This is a genomic window from Acidovorax sp. GW821-FHT11A03 (assembly GCF_058809075.1).
Genome location: NZ_JBXASG010000001.1, coordinates 576777 through 592648, shown reverse-complemented (window position 1 = coordinate 592648; position 15872 = coordinate 576777). Strand labels below are relative to the sequence as shown.

Annotated in this window: 19 protein-coding genes; 11 read left to right on the top strand and 8 right to left on the bottom strand. The window is 60.9% G+C overall.

Features of this window, described 5'->3' with window-relative positions; translation table 11 throughout:
* Positions 1-21 precede the first annotated feature (21 nt).
* Together AC1RVY_RS02720 and AC1RVY_RS02715 are read right to left on the bottom strand one after the other, a co-directional pair.
* Entirely contained in the window at positions 22-552 is a 531-nt protein-coding gene (locus AC1RVY_RS02720) for a superoxide dismutase family protein (RefSeq protein ID WP_492805205.1), read from the bottom strand.
* A 95-nt stretch (positions 553-647) separates the two neighbouring features.
* Positions 648-1235, bottom strand: a complete 588-nt coding sequence (locus AC1RVY_RS02715) for a gamma-glutamylcyclotransferase (RefSeq protein WP_218295016.1) — start codon at positions 1233-1235, stop codon at positions 648-650.
* A gap of 105 nt (positions 1236-1340) precedes the next feature.
* Between AC1RVY_RS02715 and AC1RVY_RS02710 the strand changes: the two genes are divergently transcribed.
* Positions 1341-1859: an OmpA family protein gene (locus AC1RVY_RS02710; protein WP_218338581.1), complete on the top strand. Its 519-nt coding sequence runs from the start codon at positions 1341-1343 to the stop codon at positions 1857-1859.
* Between the two features lie 131 nt (positions 1860-1990).
* Here AC1RVY_RS02710 and gloA read toward each other — a convergent pair whose 3' ends face one another.
* Together gloA and AC1RVY_RS02700 are read right to left on the bottom strand one after the other, a co-directional pair.
* Positions 1991-2404: a lactoylglutathione lyase gene (gloA, locus tag AC1RVY_RS02705; protein ID WP_010458830.1), complete on the bottom strand. Its 414-nt coding sequence runs from the start codon at positions 2402-2404 to the stop codon at positions 1991-1993.
* Positions 2401-2952 (bottom strand): PaaI family thioesterase, encoded by a 552-nt coding sequence (locus AC1RVY_RS02700; RefSeq protein WP_218295014.1) that lies wholly within the window; start codon positions 2950-2952, stop codon positions 2401-2403. Before AC1RVY_RS02700 ends, gloA begins: the two co-directional genes overlap by 4 nt.
* A 79-nt stretch (positions 2953-3031) precedes the next feature.
* Between AC1RVY_RS02700 and AC1RVY_RS02695 the strand changes: the two genes are divergently transcribed.
* The 4 genes from AC1RVY_RS02695 to AC1RVY_RS02680 are packed head-to-tail and all read left to right on the top strand — an operon-like array spanning position 3032 to position 6791.
* Positions 3032-3523, top strand: a complete 492-nt coding sequence (locus AC1RVY_RS02695) for a MarR family winged helix-turn-helix transcriptional regulator (protein ID WP_218295013.1) — start codon at positions 3032-3034, stop codon at positions 3521-3523.
* Positions 3513-4829, top strand: coding sequence for an MFS transporter (locus AC1RVY_RS02690; protein ID WP_492805203.1), 1317 nt, complete (start codon positions 3513-3515; stop codon positions 4827-4829). Before AC1RVY_RS02695 ends, AC1RVY_RS02690 begins: the two co-directional genes overlap by 11 nt.
* A 47-nt stretch (positions 4830-4876) precedes the next feature.
* Positions 4877-5383 carry a MaoC family dehydratase gene (locus AC1RVY_RS02685; RefSeq protein ID WP_218338579.1) on the top strand — a complete coding sequence of 169 codons (507 nt, stop codon included), beginning with the start codon at positions 4877-4879 and terminating at the stop codon, positions 5381-5383.
* Complete coding sequence (locus tag AC1RVY_RS02680; RefSeq protein ID WP_218338578.1) at positions 5367-6791, top strand: MATE family efflux transporter; 1425 nt, start codon at positions 5367-5369, stop codon at positions 6789-6791. Before AC1RVY_RS02685 ends, AC1RVY_RS02680 begins: the two co-directional genes overlap by 17 nt.
* Before the next feature lie 75 nt (positions 6792-6866).
* Here the strand turns inward: AC1RVY_RS02680 and AC1RVY_RS02675 are convergent, their stop codons facing one another.
* Complete coding sequence (locus AC1RVY_RS02675; RefSeq protein ID WP_492805201.1) at positions 6867-7670, bottom strand: SDR family NAD(P)-dependent oxidoreductase; 804 nt, start codon at positions 7668-7670, stop codon at positions 6867-6869.
* A 478-nt stretch (positions 7671-8148) separates the two neighbouring features.
* On the opposite strand from AC1RVY_RS02675, the gene AC1RVY_RS02670 reads away from it, so the two are divergent.
* Entirely contained in the window at positions 8149-8499 is a 351-nt protein-coding gene (locus tag AC1RVY_RS02670; RefSeq protein WP_492805200.1) for a hypothetical protein, read from the top strand.
* A gap of 82 nt (positions 8500-8581) precedes the next feature.
* On the opposite strand, the gene AC1RVY_RS02665 is transcribed toward AC1RVY_RS02670, so the two are convergent.
* The gene (locus tag AC1RVY_RS02665; protein ID WP_492805198.1) at positions 8582-9676 is read right to left on the bottom strand and encodes a DNA-binding protein; all 1095 of its coding nucleotides are present in this window, start codon (positions 9674-9676) and stop codon (positions 8582-8584) included.
* 46 nt (positions 9677-9722) lie between these two features.
* Here AC1RVY_RS02665 and AC1RVY_RS02660 point away from each other — a divergent pair, with 46 nt between their 5' ends.
* Positions 9723-10775, top strand: coding sequence for a site-specific integrase (locus tag AC1RVY_RS02660; RefSeq protein WP_492805196.1), 1053 nt, complete (start codon positions 9723-9725; stop codon positions 10773-10775).
* Positions 10776-10934: 159 nt separating this feature from the next.
* Here AC1RVY_RS02660 and AC1RVY_RS02655 read toward each other — a convergent pair whose 3' ends face one another.
* Both AC1RVY_RS02655 and AC1RVY_RS02650 read right to left on the bottom strand, forming a co-directional pair.
* On the bottom strand, positions 10935-11846 hold the full coding sequence (locus AC1RVY_RS02655) for a TIR domain-containing protein (protein WP_492805194.1): 912 nt from the start codon (positions 11844-11846) through the stop codon (positions 10935-10937).
* Positions 11847-11865: 19 nt separating this feature from the next.
* Positions 11866-12735, bottom strand: coding sequence for a BrxR family helix-turn-helix transcriptional regulator (locus tag AC1RVY_RS02650; protein ID WP_492805192.1), 870 nt, complete (start codon positions 12733-12735; stop codon positions 11866-11868).
* 100 nt (positions 12736-12835) lie between these two features.
* On the opposite strand from AC1RVY_RS02650, the gene AC1RVY_RS02645 reads away from it, so the two are divergent.
* Genes AC1RVY_RS02645 through AC1RVY_RS02630 form a run of 4 tightly spaced genes read left to right on the top strand, consistent with a single transcriptional unit; the run spans position 12836 to position 15861 of the window.
* A complete protein-coding gene (locus AC1RVY_RS02645) occupies positions 12836-14374 on the top strand; it encodes a nucleotidyl cyclase domain-containing protein (protein ID WP_492805190.1) in 1539 nt (512 codons plus the stop codon).
* Positions 14375-14376: 2 nt separating this feature from the next.
* On the top strand, positions 14377-15156 hold the full coding sequence (locus tag AC1RVY_RS02640) for an E2 domain-associated cysteine-rich protein (protein ID WP_492805189.1): 780 nt from the start codon (positions 14377-14379) through the stop codon (positions 15154-15156).
* Between the two features lie 8 nt (positions 15157-15164).
* On the top strand, positions 15165-15653 hold the full coding sequence (locus tag AC1RVY_RS02635; protein WP_492805188.1) for a Pycsar system effector family protein: 489 nt from the start codon (positions 15165-15167) through the stop codon (positions 15651-15653).
* Positions 15654-15687: 34 nt separating this feature from the next.
* Entirely contained in the window at positions 15688-15861 is a 174-nt protein-coding gene (locus AC1RVY_RS02630; RefSeq protein WP_492805187.1) for a hypothetical protein, read from the top strand.
* The last annotated feature ends 11 nt before the right edge of the window (positions 15862-15872 follow it).

Below are 15872 nucleotides of genomic sequence, written 5' to 3'. Positions count from 1 at the left end.
CTTTTCCTTTTTCGGCGGTCTCTACTTCGCTGCGATGACCGCGCAGGCCAGGCGCGGGCCGGCGTTGCCCGTGGGCTGGGTCTTGTAGTCGTCGGGGTCGCGGTGCACGATCAGACCCTTGCCCACGATGTCGTTGGCCGTGCTGCCCACGCGGATCGTGCGCGACTCGAAGCTGAAGGTGGCCACGCCGTTGGCATCCGCCTTCAGGCTGGGCAGGTCACCCGTATGGTGCTCGCCCGCGCCGTGGTGGCCGTGCGGCTTGCCGCCCGGGTTGAAGTGGCCGCCGGCGCTCATGCCGTCGCCGCTGGAGCAGTCGCCCTTTTCATGGATATGGAAACCGTGTTCGGCGCCCGGCTTGAGCCCGCGGACCTCGCCCGTCACCTTCACCACGTCGCCGGACTGGGCAAACGCCACCGTGCCCGAGGTGGTGCTGCCGCGCGTGGGCTCCAGCTTGGCCGTGGCAGACGGGCCCGACGAATAGGCGGCGCAGCCCGCCAGGGCCAGCACGGCGATGGACGAGAGCCCGAAGGCCCAACGATTCCTTTGCTTCATCAAATACTCCTTGAACGTTAAGAGACGGTGCATCATGCGGACGCCCTGCGCGCTGGTGCAAGACAGGGAGCAGGTTCGCCCGCCAAAAGTGTGCACTATTTGTGGGTCAGCGCAAGCAGCCTGGCGAGCGCGCGGTCGTGGATGCCGTGTTTGCGCAGTTCCTCGTACGTGGCCTGGGCATAGTCGCGCGTGGTGCCAAAACGGCCGCAGGCCTGCGCGAAGATGCGGCGGTACTCGTCGTCGGGCAGCTCCCCCGTGTGGTTGGGGCTTTTTCGTGACAAAGTGAAAGCGAGCGCGGACACGGTCCCCTGGGGCGTGCGGCAGGGCAGCCAGCGCGGGTCGTACACGGCCGTGACCATCTCGCGCTGCCACAGGTTGATGAGCACCTGCCGGGCATGCGCCTTGTCCACGCGGAAGACCATGCCCCGGCAGCTGCCGCCCGACAGCATGCCGAACACCAGGCCCGGGCATTCCGGCGTGCCGCGGTTGATGCGGCTCCACATCCGGAGCGCCCGGTGCCAGCCGTGCACCTTGGCGGCGCGGCGCTCGGCGTAGTCGAAATCCGGACGCCAGATGAGCGAGCCGTAGCCAAAGATCCACAGGTCGTCGTGGCCACCCCATTCCTTGAGCGCGCGCTCCAGCATGGGGGCCGGGTCGCGAAGGGGCGCGGGAAGATTCGTCATGCGATCACTCTACAATCGAAAGCTTTGCTTCAGCGCCCTGGGGACTTGCGCCGCGAGGTTCCAGGGCCGCCACACCTTCTTTTTTCATCACTTCGGGGATCTCCAATGTCTAGTTCTGACGACGATAGCCAACAACGTTTCGCCCTGGGTTTCCTGTTCGCCCTGATCGCACTGGTGATCTCCGTGGTGGTGGGCACCGTGGTGGTCAAGCGTGTCGGCGCTTCCGGCGCCGTCAAGCCCGCGCCCGCCACGGCCGTTGCAGCCAGCGCGCCCGCCGTGGTCGCCGCCGCTGACGTGGCCAGCGTCCGGGTGGAAAACGGCGTGGTGAAGTTCTACTTTGCCAGCGCCAAGGCCGACCTTGCCGCAGGCGCCAACGAAGCCCTGGCCGACGTGGTCAAGGGCGTGGCCGAAGGCAAGAAGGCCGTGATCTCGGGCTTTCACGACGCCACGGGCGACGCCGCCCTGAATGCCGAGCTGGCCAAGCAACGCGCCTTTGCAGTGCGCGATGCGCTCAAGGGCCTGGGCGTGGCGGAAGACAAGATCGAGCTGAAGAAGCCCGAAGAAACCACCGCCACCGGCAGCAACGCCGAAGCGCGCCGCGTGGAAGTGGCCCTGGGCGCCTAGTCCCTGTGCAGTGACCTCCAGCAGGTCGCCCCATGAAAAAACCCGGCAGTGCCGGGTTTTTTTTATGGGTTCAAATTTGCCTCTAGCGCTTATCCATCATGCGCCAGCAGCTATATATTTGATAGTTATTATTAGCGCAAGCCTGCGCCACCAGTCCCCTCGGCGCGCTGTATCAATTCAATCTTGTAGCCATCGGGATCCGTCACAAACGCGATGACCGTGGTGCCGCCTTTGACGGGACCCGCTTCGCGCGTGACGTTGCCGCCCGAGGCCTTGATCTTCTCGCACGCGGCGTACGCATCGGGCACGCCCAGCGCGATGTGGCCATAGGCGGTGCCCATCTCGTAGCTCTCGGTGCCCCAGTTGTAGGTCAGCTCGATCTCGGCCTGGCCGGGGTTGCCGCCGTCAAAGCCCAGGAAGGCCAGCGAGTACTTGTACTCGGGGTTCTCGGACTGGCGCAGCAGTTGCATGCCGAGCACCTGGGTATAGAAATCAATCGAGCGTTGAAGGTTGCCAACGCGCAGCATCGTGTGGAGGAATTTCATCCCTTCGATTGTGCAGGCATGTCAAAAACCAGGCAGGTGGTGGTGGCGTGGGCATACAGCGTGCCGTCGGGCCCCACCAGGCGGGCCTCGGCCGTGGCCAGCTGGCGCCCGCAGTGGATCACGCGGCCTTCGGCGCGCACGCGCTGCACCTTGGGCGTGAGCGCCTTGACGAGGTTCACGCCCAGCTCGGCCGTGGTGTAGCCGCGCCCCGGCTGCATGCGCGTGTGCACGGCGCAGCCCAGGGCCGAGTCGAGCAGGGTGGCGAACCAGCCCCCGTGTACGGTGCCCATGGGGTTCAGGTGGGCCGCGCCAGGGGTTCCCTGGAAGATGGCCAGGCCTTCGCCCACCTCCATCAGCTGGAAGTCCAGCGTGCGGGCGATGGGAGGGTAGGGCAGTTCACCGCGCAGCATGGCCTGCATCATCTGCAGGCCGTTCAGGCCGGCGACCTGGTCGGGGCGCGAGACCCCCGCACCCACGCCGGCCTCCAGGCGGGCTGCGATTTCACGCTCTTGCGCGAGCCATTGCTCGAGTTGGTTGTTCTGGGTCATGCGATACCTCGGAAGGGAATGGGGTTGATAGGCCAGCCGTCTAGTTGCATATGCAATTATTGCAGATACAATTGATCGCATGCAAGCTGAAATCACCCCCGCAAACGCGCCTGCCGCCGTGCCGCCCCAGGGCTGCACCAACTTCAAGCTGCGCCAGCTGATGCGGCGCGTGGCGCACCACTATGACACCGAGATGGCCCGGTGCGGGCTCAAGACCACGCAGTACTCGCTGCTGTCGCACGTGCTCAAGCTCGGGCCCATCCGTCCGGGCGACCTCGCGGTGGAAATGAAGATGGATGCCTCCACGCTCACCCGCAACCTGCGGCCCCTGGTGGATGCCGGCTGGGTCACGCTGGAGGCGGGGGCCGATGCGCGCAGCCGGCTGGTGCACATCACCGACGCGGGGCGCGACAAGCGTGCGCAGGCCCAGCGCTGCTGGAAAGTGGCGCAGCTGTCCCTCAACGACACCCTGGGCGCGGAGCGCGTGAACGCCCTGCATGCGCTGGTGGACGACTCCCTGGCTTTGCTGGCCAGCATGCAGGAAAAGCAGGAGCACGGCGATGACGAATGACACCCAACCTTCCCGCAACCTGGGCGGCGGCAACGTGTTCGCGGCGCCCGCCGCTCCTGCCACCCCGGGCTCACCGGGCGCACGGGGCACACCGATCGCGCTGTGGCTCGTGCTGCTGGCCGCTGCGGGCGCGTTCGCCCTCACCATGGGCACGCGCCAGACCATGGGCCTGTTCCTGTCGGCGCTCAACACGTCCACCGCGCTGGGCATTGGCAGCATCAGCCTGGCCTTTGCGTTCGGCCAGCTCTGGTGGGGCCTGACCCAGCCGTTTGCGGGCGCCGTGGCCGACCGCATCGGCACGGGCCGCGTGATCCTGCTGGGCGTGGCGCTGGTGGCGCTGGGCACCTTCATCACGCCCTACATGACCACCACGGCCGGGTTGATTTTTGCGATTGGCGTGTTGGCCGCCGGCGGCGCGGGCATGGCCGGGCCGTCGGTGCTGATGGCGGCCACCGCGCGGCTGGTACCCGCCCACAAGCGCGGGCTGGCCAGCGGCATCGTCAACGCGGGCGGGTCGTTCGGGCAGTTCGTGATGGCGCCCATTGCCATTGGCCTGACCGCCGCGGTAGGCTGGGCCAGTGCCATGCAGTGGCTGGGTGTGCTGGTGCTGCTGGCGCTGCCTGCGGTGTGGGTGCTCCGGGGCAATTCGAACGCATTGGCCGCACAGGCCGCCGCCGCATCCGGCCAGAAGGCGCTGACGGCGCGCCAGGCCATTGCCCAGGCGCTGGCCACGCCGAGCTACCGGTATCTGGCGGCGGGCTTTCTGGTGTGCGGCTTTCACGTGGCGTTCCTGGCCACGCACCTGCCGGGCGTCATCGCCGCATGTGGCCTGCCGCCTGAGATCGGCGGGTGGTCGCTGGCCATGATCGGCTTGTTCAACATTGTCGGCAGCCTGGCCATGGGCTGGGCCGTGGAGCGCTGGCGCATGAAGTCGTTGCTGTCGCTGCTGTATGCCACGCGCGGCCTGGCGGTGCTGATCTTTTTGCTGGCGCCCAAGACGCCCGCCGTGGTGCTGGTCTTTGCCGCCGTGATGGGTGTGACGTTTCTCTCCACCGTGCCCCCCACGGTGGGGCTGGTGGCCAAGATGTTCGGCACGGCCAACATGGCCATGCTGTTTGGCATCGTGATGCTGGCGCACCAGATTGGCGGATTCTTCGGTGCCTATCTGGGCGGTACCGTCTTCCAGGCCACCGGCAGCTATGACTGGGTCTGGTACATCGACATCGTGCTGGCCGTGGGCGCGGCCCTGGTCAACCTGCCGATCCGCGAAGCCCGCCTGGTGCGCCCCGCGCCCGCCGCAGCCTGACCACGACAACATCCACCCGCCATCCCCTCATCTCCCCATTTGTTGCCATGACCGCTCACCCTGTTTCCACCGCATCCGCCCCCACCGGAATGCAGCCCGTGTACCTGGACGATCTGGCCGTGGGCGACCAGTTCAGAAGCGGCGAACACGCCATGGACGAGGCGCAGATCAAGGCCTTTGCCGCCCAGTTCGACCCGCAGCCCTTTCACATGGACGATGCCGCCGCCCGCGCCACGCTGTTCGGCGGTCTGGCCGCAAGCGGCTGGCATACGGCGTCCGTGACCATGCGCCTGCAGGTCACCACCGGCCTGCCGATCGCGGGCGGCATCATCGGCGCGGGCGCCGAGGTGAGCTGGCCCCGGCCCACGCGCGCCACCGACGTGCTACACGTGGTGAGCGAGGTGCTGGAGATCCAGCCCTCCAAATCCAGGCCCGACCGTGGCATGGTCACCGTGCGCAGCGAAACCCGCAACCAGCACGGCGATGTGCTGCAGCTGTCCACCGTGCGCATCGTGGTGCCGCGCAGGCCTGCGGCCGATGGGGCAGGGGCCTGATGTGACCGAACCCCTGAACCCACGCACCCGCATGCTGCTGGAGGCGCCGATCGCGCCCACGCTGCTGCGGCTGGCGGCGCCCAATGTGCTGGTCATGCTGGCGCAGGCGGGCGTCGGGCTGATCGAGACCTACTTTGTCGGCAAGCTGGGCACCGATGCGCTGGCGGGCATGGCCCTGGTGTTCCCGGTGGTCATGCTGATGCAGATGACCTCGGCCGGCGCCATGGGCGGCGGCATCGCGTCGGCCATCGCCCGCGCCCTGGGCGCCCGGCGGCGGGACGATGCCGATGCGCTGGTGCTGCATGCGCTCGCCATTGCGGCGGTGTTTTCGCTGGTCTTTACCGTGGGCGTGGTGGGAGGAGGGCGCTGGCTCTACACCCGCATGGGCGGCACGGGCGGCGCGCTGGATGCCGCGCTGGTCTATTCCAACTGGGTGTTCGCGGGCGCGTTTCTGGTGTGGCTGTTCAACACCCTGTCGGCCGTGATCCGGGGTACCGGCAACATGGCCGTGCCGGCCTATGTCACGGTGCTGGGCGCCTTCGTGCTGGTGCCGTTGTCGCCACTGTTCATCTTTGGCTGGGGCCCCATGCCCGGCCTGGGCATCGCTGGCGGGGCCATCGCGCTGATGGCGTACTACCTGATTGGCAGCGCGGTGCTGGCAGCCTACCTGTGGTCGCCGCGCAGCCTGCTGCGGCCATCGTTGGCGCACATCCGGTTCCGCTGGACTCTGTTCAAGGACATCCTGCGGGTCGGGCTGGTGGGCACCGTCTCCACCGTCGCCACCAACCTGGCGATCGGCGTCACCACGGCGCTGGTGGGCGGCTTCGGCACGGCGGCCATCGCGGGCTACGGCACCGCGTCGCGCCTGGAATACCTGCTGGTGCCCTTGGTCTTCGGCCTGGGTGCGCCGCTGGTGGCCATGGTGGGCACCTGCATTGGCGCGGGCCAGCGTGAGCGGGCCTTGCGCGCCACCTGGATCGGTGCCGGCATGGCATTTGTGATGGCCGAGGCGATTGGCTTGTGGGCGGCTGCGTTTCCCAACGCGTGGCTGTCCTTGTTCAACAGCGATCAGGCCATGCTGGAGGCCGGCGCGCTGTATCTGCGCACCGTCGGCCCGGTGTACGGCTTTTTCGGCCTGGGCCTGGTGCTGTACTTTGCCTCGCAAGGGGCAGGGCGCCTGCTCTGGCCCGTCATCGGCAACATCACGCGCCTGGCGGTGGCGGTGACGGGCGGCTGGCTGGCGCTGCGCTGGGGCGGCGGCTTGGCGGCGGTGTTTGCCGCACAGGGCGTGGCGCTGGTGCTGTATGGCGTGGTCAACGCCTGGGCGATTGCAGGCGGCGCCTGGTTCGGCCCGGTCGGCTGGCCGCGCAGCATGGCGGGCCTGCTGCGGCGCATGCCGCAGGCTTGAAAATTGAATAAAAATTGCCACCAGCGCATATACGTCAAGCGCTGACAGCTATCAATTCAATAGTAATTCGGCGCGTCAGACCGGAACGGTGTAGTTCAGCGTCATGCGCCCGCCATCCACGGTCACGATCTCGCCGGTCACATAGCTGGCGGCATCGCTGGCCAGCCAGGCCACCACATCGGCAATCTCCGACGGCTCGCCCAGCCGCTTCATGGGGGTGCGGCTCATGATCTTCTGCTTGGCCTCGTCGCTGGTCAGCACGGCCTTGGCGGCCAACTCGGTGGCGATCGTGCCGGGGGCGACGGCGTTCACGCGAATGTTCTTGTCAGCCAGCGCCAGGGCCATCACGCGCGTGAGCTGGTTCACGCCGCCTTTGCTCACGTTGTAGCTGGCGATATTGGGGATGGTGAGCACGCCGTTGACCGAGCTCATGTTGACGATGGCGCCGCCGCCCGAGACCACCATGGCGCGCGCGACGGCCTGTGCGACAAGAAACGAGCCTTTCAGGTTGACCCGCAGCACGGCATCGAAATCGGCCTCGGTCACGTCCAGAAAATCCGCCGCGCGAAAGATGCCCGCGTTGTTCACCAGCACGTCGATGCGCCCGTGGGCCGCCAGGGTCCGGGCCACGAGCGCATCCACCTGCGTCTTGTCGCCCACATCGCAGCGCACATACAGCGCGTCCAGTTCCTGCGCCAGCGCCTGGCCGCGCGCATCGTCCACATCCGCGACGACCGTTTTGGCGCCCTCGGCGGCAAACCGCCGCACGCAGGCCTCGCCAATGCCCTGGGCGCCGCCAGTGACGATGCAGACACGGCCCTGGTGGCCGAAGTGGATGGAAGAAGACGGAGTGGATGGGGTCGTGGTGGGGAGGGTCATGGAGAGGGATGGTAGCGGCTGATGGCGGCACGGATCTGGCGGGGTTTGGTGGTTCCCCTATGACTTTATACGATGTATATTATGTTAAATAACAAATATCATTGAGCGCGCTTGAGTTTGAAGCTGTCGTTGAGTATCTTAAAGTTGTTCGTACTTTTATCTTAAATTTGTTCACAAACTTTGTTCCTTCTGCGGAACGCCACTATTTGGGTTTGAGGCTGCTCTCCTGTAGTTGAACCTCTTTCGTGTCACTCTCGGACGCGGCTTGGGACCCACATCTTGTCGCGATATCTTGCGGCGCGGTAAAAGAGTTCGCCCCTTAATGCTAATTACCGGAGAAGTTGCAGCCACGTTTAGCCCGTCGTGTAATGTCAGCAGAATGACGTCTCCGCAAGATAACTCCTTGACCGATAGAAATCGCTCGTCGTCTTGTTACGCGTCTGCGGAACAGTCGGCCGGTCGTCTGCGCGCTGGCGCCATGTATCGCCACGACCGCATGGACGCCGCCGACATGATCTCGGTTGAGGAAGCGGCCGAGCTAGCTCACACAACTCCGAGTGAGATTGAGAGTTGGATCAAGTCGCATCGCTGCATTGCTGTATTCAATCGGTGCCATCGGTACAAGTTGCCTCGGTGGCAATTTGAGCCTAGCGTGTGGAATGTGCTGCAGTCTCTGCCGTCAGCTCTTTCCGCGACTGATAGCTGGCAATTGCTGGTCTTCTTAGAGACACGAGCGCTGGTCTTAGGTGGACAGACGCCGCGGGCTGCGCTTGAACAAGGTGTGGAAGCGCACCACATCCTGGCACTGGCAACGGCTGAGGCTCATTGATCTATCCCCTTACCTCGTCACTGCATCGAGTCAATTCCGGCAGCCGGTAGATAGATTCCACGTACTCACTGGATTGCACAGCTTAACTAGAGCGACTGCTAGCTCTAGCATTTACCTTGCGAGTTTTCACGGTGGGTCTCCCCGGATCGCTAGTTGGTATCGACGGCAATCGATCGCGCAGTTCGTTGAGGACGGCGAACATTTCAGTGCTGCGCTGCTCAAGTGTTGATTGCAAGTCTTTCGTCTCGTGTCTGGCGGCCTGCAAGCCTTTGACCAAACTTGTTCTCTCCGCCTGCAGTGCGCCTACATGGGCCTCCAGTGCCCGAACTTTTTCCTGCGAGGCAGACATGGACTTTGCAAATTCCCGGGTGTCGCCCTCCAATTTGAGCGCCAGCCGCTTCGACTCTTGGCGCGCTCGGTCCACTTCTGCATTGAGTCTACGTTCCTGAGCCTGAGCTCGCTCCTCCAGACGCGCGCGTTCACCACGGCGGTCAACCTCCATTTCCTCCTGGCGCTGTCGCAATGCATCCGCTGCCAAGCGAAGTTGCGTGCACTCTGACCGTGATGTGGCCAGCATTTCCTGGCTTCCCGCAAGCTGCTGCTGCAGTTCCTGAACCAGACGGCCCATTTCGGCGATCTGCGCATCCTTGGCCTGCATAGCCATGTCATAGGCTTCGCTGCGGTCGGCTAGCCGCTGTGTTTCCTGCGCTAGAAGATCTTGCGCCTGGCGTAACGTCTCGGCCTGCACACTCAGCTCTTTGCGAGCTTCGGTGAATTGAGCCGTTGTACGCTCGTCCGCATGCTGAAGGGCCCTGCCCCACATGGCTTTTGCAGCCCTGACAACCGGCGCGGGCAAGGGGACTTCAGCGCCGCCATCTTGCTCCACTGCATCCACCGGCGACTGCAGCCGCCTGGCCAGCGAGCCATACCAAACATCAAGCATCGGCCCCACGGTATTGGGGGAGCCACGGCCGAGTTGTTGTCGCACGCGCTCAATCGTAGGCCGCTCGCCCAGGCCTAGGACGGTGTCGGCGGCAGCCCAAACCTCTTCCATTTGCACACCGCGCGGGCCGCGAACAATTTTTGACTGCATCACCCTACTCCATCTAATTTTTACCAACGATAATCGATGCTTATCGTGATCCATCAACAAAATTTGTTGTAAACAATACATCATATGTAGCGTCTATGGAAATTTCGCGTCTACAACCTCGGTTTCAACCATGCGCCTGCCGTCCCTGAGAAATAGCCCCTCGCTGGAGCCCTCTTCACTGTCGCAAGTGACCGCAAAGGCTGTTGAGGAATTGATGCGCGAGGGCGAGTCAGTGAACACGCTGGCCAGCTATCGCTCTGCGTTGCGCTATTGGGCTGCCTGGTTTGGCGTTCGGTACGGGCAAGGCATCACGCTGCCACTGCCTGCGAACGCCGTCCTGCAGTTCATCGTGGATCACGCACAGCGGACGACCGCCGATGGCCTGGCTCACGAGCTACCGCCAGCAATTGACCAAGCTCTGGTGGATGCGGGATTCAAAGGCAAGCCAGGCCCAATGGCGCTCAATACCTTGATCCATCGGATTGCCGTGCTGTCCAAGGCGCATCAGCTCCGAGAGCTGAAAAACCCTTGCCAGGATCCCAAAGTCCGCGAATTGTTGGCCAAGACTCGCCGGGCCTACGGTAAACGCGGCGACCTTCCTCAGAAGAAGGACGCGCTGACCAAGGACCCATTGATGGCCATCCTGGACACCTGTGATGATTCACTCAAGGGGATCCGTGACCGCGCCCTCCTCCTCTTTGCCTGGGCATCGGGCGGGCGCCGCCGGTCCGAAGTGACGGGAGCGACGATGAAGAATCTTCACCGCGTGGGGCCGAGCAGCTTCACCTACACCCTCGCCTATTCCAAAAGCAACCAGACTGCAGCGGATCGTCCGGAGAACGTGAAACCGCTGGAGGGCATTGCGGGCGAAGCTCTGCAAGCTTGGTTGACAGCTTCGGGCATCGTGGACGGTGCAATATTCAGGCAGGTCAGGAAAGGCGGTCACCTTGGAGAACCCCTCTCCCCTGCCGCCGTGCGAGATATTGTTCGCGAGCGCGCAAAACTAGCCGGGCTACCGGAGGTGTTTTCTGCACATTCGCTGCGGTCTGGATTTGTGACCGAGGCTGCTGTTCAGAAGGTGCCGTTGGCGGACACCATGGCAATGACAGGACATCGAAGTGTGGCTAGCGTCGTCGGGTACTACCGTCCGTCGAAAGACAATCCGGCAACCAAATTACTTTAGCTTGTTGGCAGAATTTTTCCCCGAACGAAGTTCAGTTGCAGCACGGCCTCCCTCAGATCCCTGACGCATTGCTAAGTCCTTTAAACGCATCTATTTTTTAATTGCCGGGCTTAAGTAGTTTGATTTTTAATTTTACTTGAGTGGCAAATTTTCAAAATATTAGTCACGCCCAATACTGCCGAGCTTTTGAATGTGTTCTCGCAATTTATCGCAAGCAGGTCCAAACTTGTGTGGTGACGATTCGTCGAAGTCGTATCGAATTGTCGTTAGTCCAGCAAGATCGCTGGGTAACTTTATGCGGACACCCTTTGGCTCCATCAATATAGCCCGATTTCTCCCAAGACGACCCATAAATAAGCCGAGCTCGAATATCACGTTGTCCCTCGGCGCTGGCCAATCTTGGTCTCTACTCTCCACTCGGTCCTCCCCGTGAGCGATGGCAACAGCAAAATCGCATTGATCGAGTTCCGAAACTAGGTCGTCAATGGTGTAGTTTGCAATTTTGAAAACGCCTTGGTGCCATGGGATGGTATTGAAATCATCATGTTCGAACTGCGCTTGTAGAGCACGTACAATTTTTATATTTTCGGATGTCGATATAACAAACAACCGTATTTTATCGCGCGCGTCTGCAACCATCATGTTGCGCTCCAAAAGACGCTTGGAGAGCACTTGCGCCATGGTTCTCCAGATATCTGGGAAGTCTTTGGCAACCTCAGTTAGTTGCGGCTCGGTCAGCTTGGCGACAACTGTCGACTCAGTTGCCCTAACGGTTGCAGAGCGCTTTTGAAGTGGCTCCACCGCGGCCATTTCACCCACTGAATCACCAGCGACCCGTGAACGAATCTTTTTGTGGTTTATGATGATGTCGCAAGCACCATGCAGAATGAAGTACAAGTCATTATCTTCCGCATCCTGCTCGATAATGGTGTCGCCGGCCTGGAACTCCATTGGGACGGCGATATCAGCAAGTCTCTCTGCAAGCTGCTCATTGCCCGCGACCATGCGCTGTCGCTTAAGCAATTCGACACGAAGACGGCGGCCTTGCTCACCCTTTAATTTTTCAATCATATTTCCTTCTCCTATATAACTATACGTCCTGCAATGCCTTCCTGAATTCCTCCCCATTTATCATGCGCAGTGGTGTAGCCGCAGGCTTTCCTTCAATTTCAGGTACATCCAATCTTAGGATTTTCTCAAAGTAGAAAAGTAGCGCTTTCCGTACGCGTATTGACATTTTTCCGTCAATCATTCCATAGTCTTCTGCAATTCCCTTCTTCTGAAATTCTGTCAATTTCGGGTTCGGACATATCAAGACTTCAAACAATTCATTCCAAGACTTGTCATCCACGACAAGGCCTTCGGCGGGTCCAATGTTTTTGGCTTCCTCACACCGGGATAGTAAGAAATCTCGGTATGCACTGGCTTTGCTGCAGTATGCCCTGACGTGCCACCTTGCTCCATCATTAACCAGCGAATGAGGCGATAACCTCCGCCAAGTTTTTTCTGTGTTTTCCTTATTCATGGATTGATAGAGAACCTCCACCGAGCGGGTTTCACGTATAGCAGTTACGAGACTTCGCAGAACGTCAGATTTGACGCGCCTTGAGGGAAGGGGCATTACTGCAACACTCGGCGTGCTCCCCAGCCATGAATCGACCAATCGCACTCTGTCTTCAGCTGCATCGCGCAGATGGACCAAATAGCTCTCAGCGCTTAAATCCAAAAACACCGGGCGAAAATCCGGCGTACTCACATACCGCTTCTCACTGGCGTCGTACACCAAGTTTGAAGGAGCCGTTAGCTGGTATGCACCGATGTCCGCCGAGGCCTGTGGGACAGACACCCCGAATTTTTCAGTGATGTCCGCGCGGCGGATGCCTCCCTCCCAGTAGAGACGGAACTCGATGAACTCCAGGCGCCGCTCGGCACCCCAGCGAATTTTTTCAGCAGACGGCATGATGAGAATAGTTACTTGACGGGTTGGGAATGTAGACCCATAATCTAACTATACGCATCGGACCCACCTTTGTCCACGCGGGTTACACGAGGAGACGACCATGAGCCACACCTGGAACAGTGACCGAGCCAAAGCCCACATCGAGAAAAAGATGGACGACGTGGAGACGGTAAACATCAAGAAGTACGGCCGCGACATGTCCTTGGAGTCGATACCGACCAACACCGCATATCGTGTGGATGGGGTGCACATGTACGCCGACATCCTGAATCTGAAAGCCATGCTGAACGAAACGGCGGTCGAGGGCACTGACTGCCACAAGCGCACCTTGCGCTTCCTGGACCAACACTACCGGGCTGTCAGCCGCATTTTCAAGCGCGTGGATGCCCGCCGCGTGGACTTCCACAATCAGCGACTGCACAGCCTCTTTACGAAGCCCTATAACTCTGAAACAGGTGCCGAAAAAAAGCGCGTTCAGCGAGCCGTAGCCACGGCGCAACTGATGATTGACGTTCTCGCGGAGACGAAAGACGACGATGCGAAGCTGCCTGGCGCAGTTGTGCGCGTGGGCATTGATACTGGCGAGACGTTGGCTGTGAACAATGGGCGCAATGGCTATCGTGAGCCGCTGTTTCTGGGAGATGCTGCGAACCACGCTGCGAAGCTGGCCAGCAACCTGTCGACCAAGGGCATCTACCTCACGAATGCAGCACGCAAAGTGCTTGGCTTAGATGAGGAGGACGCACCTGAGAAGGTCGCACTCACGAAGGATGAAATTCAAGCATGCCAAGACGCGGCAGCGCTTGACGTCACCGCTGAGACAATCGTGAAGGAGTGGCGCGAGGACCTCAAGAACAATCCTCTCGGTTCCTTCGAGTTCAAGCGCCACACGCCGCCCTTCTCGACGATGGATATCGCGTCACTTACGCCGGGAAACTCTCGTCGCCAGGAAGCCGTGAGCATCTACGCAGACATCGATGGATTCACTGCTTACGTGGCGGACAACATCGAGTCGAATGCTGAAGATGTGGTCCGAGTACTGCACGTACTCAGGGCCGAACTTGAACGCGTGCTCACGACCGAGTTTGAAGGCCGGCGTGTCCGCTTTATTGGCGATTGCGTCCATGGCTTGATTTGCGAAGGAACCGCGGCTATCACCGACATCCAAGAAACCATCTCCGAAGCCACGCGGCTGGCTGGGGGCTTTCGCAGCAGCTTCGACCTTGCGCTCGAACTGTTGAAGGAAAAGGGGTACTTCTCCGGCGAGCTTGGCCTAGCTATTGGATTTGAGTACGGCCCGATGACCGTGACGCGTCTTGGAGTCAAAGGCACACGTGTGCGGTGCTCTGTAAGCCGCGGTGTGCTGGCGTCCGAAGATGAGCAGGTCCGGTGTAATGGGTCGGAAACAGCCATTGGCCAGAGCGCATATGACGAGGCGTCTGACCCCGTGAAGAAGATTTTCGGTAACAAGCGCATGGCGGCAAACCTTGACTACCTTGAAGTCACGGAAGCCCTTGCGGACAGCGGCGACAAGTCTGCCAGCAGTGCGCGCGCCCTCGGAACGCCCGCGAGGACACCGGCAATCGCGAGGGCGCAAGAGAAGGTCGTGCGCCCTTACTGCGGCACAACGGAGGCCTGATGATGAGTTCGGCGGTGGACTTCATCGCGGCGCTGGCACCCCAGTACAACGCTGCGGTTGAACGCATTGCCGCCGGCGTCATCCTCAGGTTCTCACTCAGTCTGAGCGATGGCCGGACTGTTCCATACGTTATCAAAGCCATTGAGAATGGTTTGGTGGTGTCTGCCAGAGAGCTCACGCCTACCAATCTTCCGTCGTTTTGCCCTCAGCGTCACATTAACTACGATGGCTCGTTCTGCCTGTACTGGCGGGGCGCTGCCACACTTGACGTCGTCGACGAAGCCACTGCGGCTGAGTGGTGGGACACCCTTTGGAAATACCTAACTTTGCAGGTGCGAGCTCAGAAGGTCAGGCGGTGGCCCAACGATAGCGAGTGGGCTCATGGTCTCGCGGCCCAGTATCAGTTTGCCGCGGAGACCTCCGCCGCTGTATTGAGCGTCGACTTCGCAACTGCGCTCAAAGAGAAGCGACTCCACGTCGTTCGGCGCAGGAAGATTTACAAACTCTACATGGATGGTGTGCACATCTTCAGTGTGTGGTGTGCGTCGAAGAAAGTAGTCAATCAAAAGCAACGCTGCTTCTGCGGGTCAAGTGGGAGAAAGCGGCCGAAGAGGATTCGCCGTTGTGGCGAGCATGCAGCCGCAGCTTCGACTCTGGCCATAGCGTTGGTTGGTTGGGAAGTTGAGGAGGCATCGTTCTGGAAGTCGTTTGAAGGGAAAGCCTGTTGCAATAGTTGCGATGACTGCCCTCTGAAATCCCCAAGTACCCCGAAAGCCGAGTAGGAAAGATCATGAGCACCCCGAATGAGCGATTAGTCACTGCGCAATGGATTTTGGAGCGCAACCTCGGATGGGTAGCGGCAGCCGAGATTAAGGTTGGAGCAATCACGGCCGTTGACATCGCGATGCTCGCTGCCTTAGGCGCATTCTTCAGCGTTGACCCTTCCAAGTCACCTTGGGCGATTCTTTTCGGTGTCTCCGCTGCAGGCGCATTGCTGATTGCACTCACCTGCACCGCGATGGTGCTTTCGCCAAGGCTTTCTGGCCCCAGCTCGTCGTTGCTGTTTTTCTGCCCCATCGCCTCAATGACTGCAGTCGACTACTGCAATGAGTTGCATCGGGCAACTCATGATCAACTGTTAGCTGACTTTAGCCAACAAATCCATAGGAACGCCGAGATTGCCAACGCCAAGCATGCATGGGTAAAGAAGTGCCTGGGCTGGTCACTCTTTGCAGTACTTCCCTGGGTTGCAACTATTGGCCTTCTCGTTAAAGCTTAGTACGTATATCTATGTAGCTGACGAGATCCAGAAAATGCAGTTCGTCTTTTTGGCGAACTGCCGGGATCCAAGTCAGACGCGTCACGCCGTACAGCGATTCCTGGATTGGCTGGAACAGTCAGGCGAAGGCAAGTATCTGGCCGAGCGTGCGCAGGCACGAGCGCGGATCGTCAAAGCCATTGCTCAAGGGCAGTGTAAGAAGGCTTGAAAGAAATTCAA